This is a genomic window from Flagellimonas abyssi, from assembly GCF_019457905.1.
GTDB classification, from domain to species: Bacteria; Bacteroidota; Bacteroidia; order Flavobacteriales; family Flavobacteriaceae; genus Flagellimonas; species Flagellimonas abyssi.
The window spans coordinates 1-13,203 of the sequence record NZ_JAHZSV010000014.1; the positions used below are offsets into that span (position 1 = coordinate 1).

Consider the following 13,203-nt stretch of genomic DNA (forward strand, 5'->3'; position numbering starts at 1 on the left):
CCCATTTTCTGTGCTGAGATGGTAAGGTACATGGGCGTTATCTTAATTGATGTTTCAAACTTTCAAAATCCCCAATGCCCATATTGATTTTCAGATATGGTTTTCCCATCATTGGTTCCACCTTCTCCACATTGTTGAGGATTTCATTGCAGTGTTTTTTATAGCTTTCAAATTCACGAAGGATTCTCTCGTGATCCACTTTCGGAACGGTGTTTCTTGGCTCCAAAAAATCCATTCTCTCTTCCTGTATCTTGACTGGTTTCCGACTCGGTTTCCTCCCATCCTTTACATATGCCTCGTAAAGAATCAACATCATTTCATAGGTCGGCCGGATACTGGTCTTTTCCATGTTCTTTATAATGGTGATGAGCCTATCGAATTTTTTCATCATCTGACGCTCCAATTTTTTGATACTGTCAACGATGATCTTTGTTCCCTCTCCAAATGGGTCAAGGCTGTTCTCCTTGAAGTATTGTATCATTACATCCAATACCTCGCTATGGGATTTGTTGAACCTTTTGGAATAACTGCGAAAGCGTGTGGCCGTTTCTTTCTTTACCGTGATATTGGAATAACCACCGCTTCCTTTCTTTGTTCTGCCGTTTGTGGATTGCTTTTCCATAGGTGCGATTTTGCTTTTTAGTGAAATTGCGTCAATTTTTTCGTCAAAAATTTCCAGTGTTTATAGGGCTTCCCAAAGGGTTTACTGTAGATTTCGAAAAAGTCTACTGTAGCCCCTGATTTTGCACGGTATTCCGAAATCAGTTCAATCAACTGGTTTTCAACTCGTTGAATACCAGAAAACAACCGTGATGGCGCATTTTGCGCATCACCCTCTTGCTATTCCTACGTCCCGCAAGCGGGACCGAATGAATACAGCCTTATCATCCTTCGGCTGCTTTTTTAGTCTGCATATGTTCTATCAGATTTTGCATGTCCTCCCCTATCTTGTGTTCCAGTACCCTTGCATAGATCTGGGTGGTGGTCAATTTGGTATGGCCTAGCATTTTGGAAACTGTTTCTATCGGGACTCCATTTGAAAGGGTAACCGTAGTTGCAAAAGTGTGCCTGGCTGAATGAAAGGATATGGTTTTGTAAATACCACAGGCCTTGGCAATTTCTTTTAGATATTTGTTTGTCTTCTGGTTGGAGAGCACAGGAAGCACTTTTGTATCGGTCTCAGGGCTGTCCCAATACTTTTCAATGATTTCTTTTGCCTTGGGCAATAAAGGCAGTTTCACACTTTCCGATGTTTTTTCCCTTTTGGTATAGATCCATTGGTTTCCATCAATACCAAGCACCAGTTGGTTCTTTTCAAGTTCCCTGACATCGATATAGGATAGGCCGGTATAACAGGCGAAAAGGAAAGCATCCTTGACTTTTTCATAGCCAGCTCCAGTGAAGTCCGTTTCTTCGATGAGCCTAAGTTCCCTTTCCGTTAGATAACTGCGTTCAGTTTTATGAAAACGGAGCTTATAGTTAATGAAAGGGTCTTTTTCCAACCATTCCAACTTAACGCCCAGCTTGACCACTTTCATCAAACGCTCCAAGTGTTTCATCGCCCCATTATTGGTACATTTCTTTCCCTTTTGGAGTTGCGGGCCGTTCAGTAGATAATGTTCAAAATCGGTAATGAACTTATAGTTCAATTGTTCCAAACGGATATCGGGGAGTTTGTATTTGGATTCCAAAAAACGAAGGAGATACTTTTTGGTCCCATAATAGTTTTTCATCGTTCCGGGTCGGAGTACACTCTTTTGTGTTTTGTTATGATACTCGATAAGTTCAAACAGGGTACTATGTTGCTCGTCCTGTCCTAGATAACGGGCCTTAATGGCTTGGGCTGTGATCACCTTTTCTTCACGCAACAATACCTTGTGGGTGTCCATGATTGCAGCATAGACCTCATCAAGGTAACTGTTCAATAAACGGGCCTTATGGGTCAGACCATGGAGCCTTCCCTTGTTTTCGTCCCATTCATTCACCGAAACATATCGTTTCAGACTGATTTCTGCCCTCTTCCCATTGACGGTGATACGGGCATATATGGTCAACTTTTGGGGATTATTTGAAATGTCCCGTGTGAATAGAAGTACTTTTAAAGTGTTGGAATTGCGCATAATACATAACTTTTGGGTTTGACAAAACAGGTTTGCAAAACACCCATGAACAGCGTCAAACGCTATCTAAATTATGCACAATGAACGTACCGAACCATTCACCGAACTCTACACCTTTTATATGGTTTTAAATGAATTCAATTGAATGCAATAAAAACAAAAAGCACTGTCAATCAGTCAGTTGACAGTGCTTTGATACCACCTATTTAGTGGTTCGTCGGGATGACTGCCCTACTAATCCCAATGCCCCATATCGTCCTGGGTCGAAAGAATATTTTTAACAATTCTTGTTCAACTAAAACCATAGAATCTGTATCTTTAAAACTTAAATAAGATTAGGTGCCAAATAACGGCATTTAGGTTCATTTTATATGGTATTTGTGTACTGGTGAACGATTCGGTGCACAGGTTAAGAAAAATGATTTTAACTTTTTGAATATCAATTGATTATACCTTGGGTTTAGGCCCCAGTCAGGTCACTTTTTAACAAACCATAAGATATCAAAATCCTGTAATCTAATTGATTTACAGGATTTTGCATTTTTTTGGCATATCATATAATTTGGTTTAAAAGAGTTCACAAATCGTCAACATTCGTCAACATGTAAATTTGGCATTAAAAATCGGACGATTTGACTGTATGGTTGATTTGACTTTCGTAGCAGATTGTTTAATTAAAAACTTGTCTCTATGAGATCGACCAAAACCTTTTCCATCCTAATTTGGCAATACGCCCAACGGGCAGATGCCAATAATGAAGCAAATCTTTATGCCAGAATCAGTCTTAACGGCAAAAAGGCGAACATCAGCCTCAAGAAAAAACTGAATGTCAACAGTTGGGACTCAAAAAAACAACGCGCCAAAGGTACCAAAGCATCCGCCAGATACTTGAATGAATACCTTGAGGAGGTGGGTGTCGAAGACCTGTTGTCCCCTCATATCCATGCATCCCATCAAACCTAAAACCAATAAGATGATTATATTATTTTTCATAAGTTTCAATTTTACTTAGGAAGTTTTCAAAAAAATCAGTGATCAACAACCCATGGGGGTGATGGGGGAAATGGCGTTCCACTAGAATGAGTTTGCCCGTGGTGATCAATTCATAGGTATCGGTGACGGCAGCTCGGTTGAGATGGATCACGGTTCGGGTCTGAAAGACATAGGGTTCCTGTGTCAAATCTATTCGGGAATCGATGCGTTCCACTTATTGTACGAGGGAATATTGCAACAAACGGTTATAGAAGCCATCGGCTTTCTTTTGCCGATACACAGCATCCACGGAGGCGTTGCCCAACTATAGGGCCTTTTCCATGTTCCTTTCGTAGCTGTTGGCCTCGATGTCATAGAACCAACTATGGAACTGCTTCAAATGGGCCAGAGCCTCGACTTTCAGATTTTCCCGTTCGGCGAAGTATGGGCTAAAGTTTTTTGGCTCTGATCAGGCCACCAAGTACCCATTTTTGGAGAAACTCGCCGGGACGTCCAGAATTAGCAAAAGATGCATCGACGATTTCCGGTCCTTAAAATACTACAGTTATGAAGCTCATGTTCTTTTCTACCAATTTGATGGTGTTGACGAAATTTTCTTCGTTGGGATTATAGGCAAACGTATGAATTTTGTGGAGCACATTTAAAGTTCAAATAATGTACTGATACCTCAAACAAAATCCATTTTAAAAAAACCAAACCAAATCCCCTAGCATTGAAACGTACCAGAATCCACAATCCGTTCTATGTAATCACCGGAGGTCCAGGTGTGGGCAAGACGAGTCTTCTGGAGGCCCTTCAAATAAGAGGATATACCGTCATTCCTGAAGTGGCGCGCCAACTAATCAAGGAAAAACAGGCCATCGATGGGGATGCCCTTCCCTGGAAAAACAAAAGATTGTATCGGGACCTCATGTTCCAAAGATCTCTTGAAAGTTTCGAAAAAGTCATGAAGCAGAAACAAGGCAGCAGCCCCATCTTCTTTGACCGTGGATTTTTAGATGCCATCTGTTATGCCAGTCTTACCGGTATCAGAGTGGAAAACGATATGAAAATACTGGCCGAGACCTGGCGCTACAACGATCATGTTTTTATCTTACCCCCATGGAAAGAAATCTACCAGACCGATGCCCAGCGCAAACAGGACTGGAACGAAGCAGTATTCACCTATAATAAAATGATCCAAACCTACCGAAGCTATCAATACAACCTAGTGGAAGTTCCCAAAACAACCATCGGAGAAAGGGCAGAATTTATCCTTACATTCGTAACAAAGGAAAAATAGAACCTTCCAGCATTTGTTATAATGCTCAGATACCATCCATCTATTCATTCCTTAATTAAATATACCTCAAGAAGTTGAAGGTGTATTCCTACCACATAATTTCGATACGGTTCTTATATTTGTAAATCAGCTGCCCTGATGAAAAAGAACCAAAATAACCAGTAACCAAACTAATGATCAACCCATTCAAAATAGGCCTAACCGAAACCTTGGCTCCATTTTTCAACCAATCATTCGATTGTTTGTGCATTGCAAACTTTGAAGGCTATTTTGTAGACATCAATCCAGGGTTCGTCTCACTTTTGGGATACTCCAAGGAGGAGCTGATGTCAAAAAAAATATCGGAGTTTATTTATGCCGAGGATCGTGAACCAACGGCCCAAAAAAGACAAAAACTCTTGGAAAACGTTCCTTTGGTCAATTTTGAGAATAGGTATGTCAGTAAATCTGGGAAATTGGTCTGGTTGCACTGGACATCGGTTCCCCTGTCCGAACAAGGTTTGGTCTATGCCATTGCAAAGGATATTACCTATACAAAGGAATTACAAAAGGAACGGCTCTCCCATTTAAAAAATCTTTCCATTGCCAATAAAGAGCTAAAACAATTGAATTACACCACCGCACACGATTTAAGGTCCCCGATCAACAATCTCATCTCATTGGTCAACTTGATTGATCTAGATAAAGTAATTGACTCCGAGACCCAGGAAATACTGGCTATGATCAAAGTGTCCACGATTAGTTTGATTGATACAATGAACTCACAAATTGATGCCTTCAAGGAAATTGACACCACACAAAGGCAACTGTCCAAGACCAACTTAACCGTTGTAATCAATAAGGTACAACACTCCATTGGAAGTTTAATCAAGCAATCGGACACGCAGTTCCATATAGACCTTTCTGCACTTCCTGTCGTCTGGTTCAACCCCCAAGCCTTGGAAAGTATCTTTCTCAACTTGATCACCAATTCCATCAAATACTCCAAGTCCGGGGTTCCCCCCATCATAACACTCCATAGTGCTTTAGAGGACGGAAAACACATCTTAAGATATAATGACAACGGTATCGGCTTTGATTTGTCAAAGACAGGTGACCAACTTTTCAAATTGAACCAAGGTCACCACGGTGGGAGTAACAGTAAAGGAGTGGGGCTGTATTTAGTATATCAAAAAGTGACCGATTATGGTGGAAGTATCGAGGTGGACAGTGAAGTAAACCAAGGAACTACCTTTACCATAACCTTTAGTGAAGACCCCAATTCGTCTATCCTATAAATGTGCCTACCGGAACATCGAACCCACTTCTTGGTGAACCTTCAAATAATGTTGTTCCAACGCTTCCTCAGTAACCTTCATTCCGGTAATCCTTTGGGAATTTCAGGCTTCGGGGTGAATTTTCTTCGTGTCATATTCAGTAAATGCAATGATTAAACTTACTGCCCTAATTTTTGGGGTATCTACGATTCTAATCTTATTTTTGGGTACCGAACAATAAAATTCATCTTTCACATGTTCCCGAGTAAGAATACGGAAAAAAATCTATTTATAATTTTATACCTCAATGCAATCTATCCCTTAGGCCCCAGTCTAAAAAATTATCTGGTTCAGCACATCAAAAGTTGTTCTTTCGAAAGAAACCAAATCATTAGCAGGGCTGGAGAAGTCTGCAATCGTCTTTATCTTATTAAAAAAGGGATGGTCCGTGGGTACTTCGTAAGCGACGAAATAGAATTGACTACTTGGGTAGACACCGAAAATGAGGTCTTCACCTCCATTACCGGTTTTTTTAGAAATGAACCATGCCAAGAATATATGCAAAGCCTTGAAGAAACCTATTGTGATTATATGGATTATGAAGACTATAAGTATTGCTTAAATAATTTTCCGGAAATGCGGCACATCAACCGAATATTATTGGAGGAGTATTACATACTTGCAGAAAAAAGGGTCTATTTGGCAAGAATTCCCAATGCCAAAAAAAGATTGGCCTACTACATGGAGCACATGAAGCCACAAATTGTAGATCGAATCCCACGAAAACATTTAGCTTCCTATCTAGCCATAAGACCTGAAACTTTATCAAGACTGTTGAGAGAAAGAAATTAAGTTTTATTTGCTTTGTTACTTCCAGAAACAATTTTGAATTCATATACAAAGTGTATTTTTTAACTTCCATTTAAGTTACCTTCCCTACCATCCACCCTTCTTTTTACGTAAGAAATAACTCTAAATTGACATATATCAATTTCAGAGATTTTTTTTAATACTAAAAAAAAACACCCTCCGTTTCTTAAAGCAAACGAAAGAAAAACTGCACACAATCCGCTTTAAATTGTACGAAAAATAACATCAAAAACCTTCTTAAGTAAATAAAATAGTTCCTAAGCAATATGACATAAAAAATACGCTTCCCTAAGACCGATAAAAATTCGCAAACCCTTACCGGTGGTGACCTGATTCAGCAAAGCTGAGCACAAGCCAAAAAAAGCTGCATCCATGTGGCCAGAGTTTTTCATGCCTTTTCCGAACAGGATTACAAACTATAAAACCGCTAACAAAACCTAAAATAAATCACAAATGAAAACCATTTTTAACCAAAGAACCCTAATGAGCTTATTGCTTTTCCTTTTCTTAAGCTTAGGAGTTTCCATGGCCCAAACAGATCATACTGTCATCGTGGATTCCGACTTTCCTAATAGTGGAGGGCTTATCGCCTCATTACCTGCAAGTGTAACGCTGATAGAAGCCAAGACCTCTGCTACATTGCCAGAAACCCTAAAACAGGCCTTGGCCAAGAATTCAAGTGTCAAAAACATTCATCTTTTTGTGCCATCGACAAACGCATCCATCCGTATTGGAGGACGATCCTACTCGGCCGAAGCCGTAGGAAATCAATTGGAGCCATCAGAATTTAGAACCGGTTCTGATGTGACCGTTTTTGTTTACTCGTGTGTATTGGCGAAAACCCCCGAAGGCAGGTTCCTTCTTGAAAACATAGCCTCTGGAACAGGTTTCAACGTGGCTTCCAGCTCAAGTTGTGACGAAATGGGAGAGGAAATGACCTTTGATTTTTCCGTAAGGCCCTTGAGCAATACCAAGACCATTTTCGATTAACATAGCCAAAATCCAAATACAAATTTGACCAAAATGAAACAGATCAACCTTCATTATTCCCACTTCATCACCCTATTGTTTTTTGTGCTGGGATGGGGATCCATGTTCGGCCAATCGGTAAACATGGAAGTACAGCAAGGCCCCAATATTGATGTGGTGCTGACGGTAGGTATTACCGATGAAAATATAGATACGTTCGAGGCGGACCTCGGAGCCGCCTTGGAAAGCAAAGGTATCCCCGCTGACAAACTCTATGTACAGGGTTTTGAACGAACGACCATCTCCTCCAACTCAGAGGATGCGGCTGCAATCTTTAACAATTGGACCCGTTGGGGCTATAACCCGGAGACTTGGGAATTTGTTGATGCCGACAAGGTCATCAGGCGGGTCAACAACGATAAATTGGCCGGTTTCTACGATCCCGTTTTCGATTCCTCCAATTACACCATGGAAGTGGATTTCAGGACGACCAATACCGATAATGATGATATGGGTATCAACTTCGGTATTCCCAACTCGCCCATTGGTGCCTACCTGTTCAACCTTTCCGGGGCCGTTAGAAGCTTTAGCACCAATGAATTCATTCCGGGCGATGGTTTTGCAACAGGTCTTTACCAAATCACCAGAAGTGATGGAAACGCCAATCCCCAGCATTATATTCAAGGATTGCAATCAGCGCGCTCAGTTATCTTTAACCCAAACCAATGGTACCATCTAAAACTGGAGGTCAAAGGCAACAGGGCCAAAATTTGGTTGGACGACAACCTGTTGATCGATTATACGGCTCCTTCCGAAATCGGTGGCAGTTATGGGTTCTTTTCCAACAGTCAACCCTACGCCACCTTCAAAAACATTGAAGTGACCTCTTTGACCCTTAAAAAGTTCAAGGACGTACTCAGGGAGCCTCAATGGAGAAACAGCGCTATGCGGTTCAATGTAAACCTCGACGATCAAGAAGTTGCCGATTTCGACAACGATCAGGATTTGGCCGAGATATTAATGCGTACCATCAACGAGGACATTCACTATATCGGGTGGGGATTGAACGACAACCAAACCCAGTTCGAGCGATTTGTACAACAGAATAATAACAAGGGAACCTTTGTTAACCGGGATATGGGAAGCTGGTCCACTTGGATGGATGATATGGCCCAATATATTTATGAGCAATACCAGTTGCTTACCGTGACCGAAGGGGACTACTTTATTGCTGGGACCAGCGTTGAAATAGCCGTTGATCCTTCCGAAATGAAAACCAGTACCGCCAATGCAAGTTATCCGAGCGGTAGATGGAAAATAACACATAATGAAACCTTCTTCCCCAATAATCAGGGAAGAGTTTCCTGGAGCGGTCTTTATTTGGAAGATGTACCGGAATTCTATGAAAAACCAGGAAAGTACTCCTTTACCTTCGAAGACCTCCCCACCTCCCCTACAACCTTGTATTTTCACAGAAAACCAGTAGCGAGCTTCTCCTACAGTTCAGATACGGGCGTGTTCAACGACACCTCCTACGATTTGGATGGTGGTCCCAACAATGGTATTGCACAGACCGAATGGAAGTGGAAACCTGTTGATGCAACATCTACCCAGGGCTGGACCACGGGAATGTTCGACAAGAATTCCGTTTCGGACGGGGAGTATTTGGTGATGCTGAACGTACAGGACCATCAAGGTGTATGGAGTAGCCCATCGAGTGCTTATATCTTAGTGGACAGCAGTAGTTCATCTACTAACGAGGACCTACCAGTGGCGCAATTCAATATTCAGCCAGATGCATTGTTCACGTACTCTGGTTCCATGAACATCAATATAGAAAACAACTCCATCGACCCGTACGGAAGAACACTTTCCAATGAGGAATGGATCGTTACCCAACGGGTGTACGATAGCGAGGGAAATCCGACGGATACCGAGATCCATAACTCCACCATGGAGATGACCGATTTCTCGGCTTACAACAATGTAACCGCAGATTACATCATTAGCCTTCGTGTACAGACCAATACAGGGGTTTGGTCCGAGCCGTTCTTCCGAACATTGACCATTACCCACGACACCACCGAACCTACCTTATCGGCCACACCGAATAGCGGATCTATTGATACGGACACCAATATTTTGTTGACCTTTCAAGATGAAAATGATGGAAGTGGATTTGACGTCCAACGTTATGTATTGATTCAGGACAGTAATCCGCCTGCATCCGACAGCAGTTTGTGGTCCTCTTGGAGCAACAGTCAATCCAAGACCACTTCATTTTCCAGTGGCGGCACGGGATGGTACATCCATGCAGAGGCGAAGGACAATGCAGGAAATATAGGAACGGCATCCTTTGGTCCGTTCGACCTTGCCTTGGTCGTCGGTGCAAAGAACGACTTAGCGGTTTTGGACGAAGATACAGAGTCCGACCCTATCGATGTCCTATACAATGATGTATACGATACCAACAATACACCAACGGTAAGTATCATTACCCAAGGAGCAAAAGGTTCCGCTGTGGTGGACGAGAATAATAAGATAGTCTACACCCCAAATGCGAATGCGTATGGCAGCGACGCGGTTGTATACGAATTGGATGATGCAGGAACCAAAGTAACCGCAACCCTTACCTTGTCCATCACTGCCGTAGATGATACCCCAATAGCAGTTGCAGATTCCTTCACTTTGGATGAAAATGCCACTTTGAACGAGGATGTATCAACAAACGATATCGAAGTGGATGATGATGAAAGGGTATATCACATCATTACAAACCCATCCAATGCAAGCGCATTTACATTTAACGCAGATGGTACGTTCAGTTACGAGCATAATGGCGATGAGTCGGCAACGGATAGCTTTACCTATAATTTTGAGGATACCGTTTCCTTCTCGGAAACCGTTACGGCCACATTGAACATTACCAATGTGAACGACGCACCCAAAGGTGGGAATGTTACCCTTGAAGTTATTCAAGATGTAGGATATACTTTCAAAACCACTGATTTTACCTTCTCTGATGATGATGCAGGAGATGCTTTCAATGGTATACAAGTGATTACACTACCAACGGAGGGTACTTTACTATACAATAGCTCTCCCGTTCAGGCAAATGATATGGTCGATGATGTGACCTTACTTGTCTTTACCACGGCAAATGGAGGGTACGGTGAAGACTATACCTCCTTCTCCTTCAAAGTAAAGGATGGGGATGATGCCTTGAGTTCCACTACGCACACAGCGAATATCAATGCCGGCCAAGATACTGATGGTGACGGCATACCCGATAAGGATGATGAGGACGATGACAACGACGGTACACCAGACGATGAGGACGATTTCCCAAAGGATGATTCCGAGGATACAGATACCGATGGTGATGGAACAGGAGACAATGCCGACGACGACGACGACAACGACGGTACGCCTGATTCAGAAGATGAGTTTCCAAAGGATGATTCCGAAGTCACCGATACGGAAGGAGACGGAACTGGTGACAATGCCGACGACGACGATGACAACGACGGTACGCCTGATTCAGATGATGAATTTCCAAAGGATTATTCCGATGACACAGATACGGAGGGTGACGGAACTGGTGACAATGCCGACGACGACGATGACAACGACGGTACGCCTGATTCAGATTATGACTTTCCAAAGGATGATTCCGAAGACACCGATACGGACGGAGACGGAACTGGTGACAATGCCGACGACGACGACGACAACGACGGTACACCCGATTCAGAAGATGACTTTCCAAAGGATGATTCCGACGACACCGATACGGACGGAGACGGAACTGGTGACAATGCCGACGACGACGACGACAACGACGGTACACCCGATTCAGAAGTTGACTTTCCAAAGGATGATTCCGAGGATACAGATACGGATGGTGACGGAACAGGGGACAATGCCGACGAGGATGACGACAACGACGGTACGCCTGATTCAGAAGATGACTTTCCAACGGATGATTCCGAGGATACAGATACCGATGGTGACGGAACAGGGGACAATGCCGACGAGGATGACGACAACGACGGTACGCCTGATTCAGAAGATGACTTTCCAAAGGATGATTCCGAGGATACAGATACGGATGGTGACGGAACAGGGGACAATGCCGACGAGGATGACGACAACGACGGTACGCCTGATTCAGAAGATGACTTTCCAAAGGATGATTCCGAGGATACAGATACGGATGGTGACGGAACAGGGGACAATGCCGACGAGGATGACGACAACGACGGTACGCCTGATTCAGAAGATGACTTTCCAAAGGATGATTCCGAGGATACAGATACGGATGGTGACGGAACAGGGGACAATGCCGACGAGGATGACGACAACGACGGTACGCCTGATTCAGAAGATGACTTTCCAAAGGATGATTCCGAGGATACAGATACCGATGGTGACGGAACAGGGGACAATGCCGATGAAGACGATGACAACGATGGTACGCCCGATTCAGAGGACGCATTCCCGAAGGATGATTCCGAGGATACCGATACCGATGGGGACGGAACTGGCGACAATGCCGATGAGGATGATGACAACGACGGAACGCCCGATTCAGAGGATGCCTTCCCGAAGGATGAATCCGAGGATACCGATACCGATGGGGACGGAACAGGCGACAAGGCCGATGAGGATGATGACAACGACGGTACGCCCGATTCAGAGGATGCCTTCCCGAAGGATGATTCCGAGGATACCGATACCGATGGGGACGGAACAGGCGACAATGCCGATGAGGATGATGACAACGACGGTACGCCCGATTCAGAGGATGCCTTCCCGAAGGATGATTCCGAGGATACCGATACCGATGGGGACGGAACTGGCGACAATGCCGATGAGGATGATGACAACGACGGAACGCCCGATTCAGAGGATGCCTTCCCGAAGGATGATTCCGAGGATACCGATACCGATGGGGACGGAACAGGAGACAATGCCGACGAGGATGCCGATAATGATGGAACTCCTAATGATGAAGACGCTTTCCCTTACGACCCGAACGAAGATTCCGATATTGATGGTGATGGTGTTGGTGATAATTCCGATACGGACGACGATAATGACGGCGTTACCGATACCGATACCGATGGTGACGGTCTGGGCGACAACGTGGACAACGATGATGACAACGACGGCATTCCGGACAATGAAGACGATTTCCCGAATGATGCTTCCGAAACAATCGATACGGACGGAGACGGAATTGGGAACAATGCAGATACCGATGACGATGGCGATGGCTATTCTGACGAAGTGGAACTGACCGAAGGAACCGACCCAACGGATGCATCCAGTACTCCAGTGGATACGGATGGTGATGGAATTCCAGACAGTATGGATGAGGATGACGACAATGACGGCGTTCCAGACATTGATGATGCATTCCCTACAAGTGAAGAACCTTCGTTGGTTCCCGCACAAGCTTTTACCCCTAACGGTGATGGTAACAACGATGCTTGGATTATTCCGGGAATCGATAACTATCCCAACAATGTGGTCAAAGTTTACAACCGATGGGGTCACGAAGTGTTCGGCACAAAATCGTACCGGAACAACTGGGAGGGCTTCTACAAAAACAGGAACGAGAAACTCCCTGCAGGATCGTACATGTACGTCATCAATTTAGGTGATGGCTCTGCTCCCTTGCAAGGATGGATATTCATCAATTATTAAT

The 13,203-nt window shown here is 43.7% G+C and carries 8 protein-coding genes and 1 pseudogene; 6 read left to right on the forward strand and 3 right to left on the reverse strand.

Annotation, left to right across the window (positions count from 1 at the left end):
* Positions 1-37 precede the first annotated feature (37 nt).
* Positions 38-622, reverse strand: coding sequence for a BfmA/BtgA family mobilization protein (locus K1F36_RS11260; RefSeq protein ID WP_220113908.1), 585 nt, complete (start codon positions 620-622; stop codon positions 38-40).
* Between the two features lie 262 nt (positions 623-884).
* The gene (locus K1F36_RS11265; protein ID WP_220113909.1) at positions 885-2,120 is read right to left on the reverse strand and encodes a site-specific integrase; all 1,236 of its coding nucleotides are present in this window, start codon (positions 2,118-2,120) and stop codon (positions 885-887) included.
* Positions 2,121-2,810: 690 nt separating this feature from the next.
* On the opposite strand from K1F36_RS11265, the gene K1F36_RS11270 reads away from it, so the two are divergent.
* Positions 2,811-3,083: an Arm DNA-binding domain-containing protein gene (locus K1F36_RS11270; protein WP_220113910.1), complete on the forward strand. Its 273-nt coding sequence runs from the start codon at positions 2,811-2,813 to the stop codon at positions 3,081-3,083.
* Between the two features lie 19 nt (positions 3,084-3,102).
* On the opposite strand, the pseudogene K1F36_RS20140 reads toward K1F36_RS11270, so the two are convergent.
* A pseudogene (locus K1F36_RS20140) lies at positions 3,103-3,528 on the reverse strand (conjugal transfer protein TraK); the annotation flags it as partial.
* 297 nt (positions 3,529-3,825) lie between these two features.
* Between K1F36_RS20140 and K1F36_RS11280 the strand changes: the two are divergent.
* The 5 genes from K1F36_RS11280 (at position 3,826) to K1F36_RS11300 (ending at position 13,202) form a co-directional block, all read left to right on the forward strand.
* Positions 3,826-4,395, forward strand: coding sequence for an AAA family ATPase (locus tag K1F36_RS11280; RefSeq protein WP_220113912.1), 570 nt, complete (start codon positions 3,826-3,828; stop codon positions 4,393-4,395).
* A gap of 173 nt (positions 4,396-4,568) precedes the next feature.
* Entirely contained in the window at positions 4,569-5,672 is a 1,104-nt protein-coding gene (locus tag K1F36_RS11285; protein WP_220113913.1) for a PAS domain-containing sensor histidine kinase, read from the forward strand.
* Between the two features lie 234 nt (positions 5,673-5,906).
* Positions 5,907-6,503: a Crp/Fnr family transcriptional regulator gene (locus K1F36_RS11290; RefSeq protein WP_220113914.1), complete on the forward strand. Its 597-nt coding sequence runs from the start codon at positions 5,907-5,909 to the stop codon at positions 6,501-6,503.
* 471 nt (positions 6,504-6,974) lie between these two features.
* A complete protein-coding gene (locus K1F36_RS11295; protein ID WP_220113915.1) occupies positions 6,975-7,511 on the forward strand; it encodes a DUF4347 domain-containing protein in 537 nt (178 codons plus the stop codon).
* A gap of 33 nt (positions 7,512-7,544) precedes the next feature.
* Complete coding sequence (locus K1F36_RS11300) at positions 7,545-13,202, forward strand: T9SS type B sorting domain-containing protein (RefSeq protein WP_220113916.1); 5,658 nt, start codon at positions 7,545-7,547, stop codon at positions 13,200-13,202.
* Position 13,203: the final 1 nt, after the last annotated feature.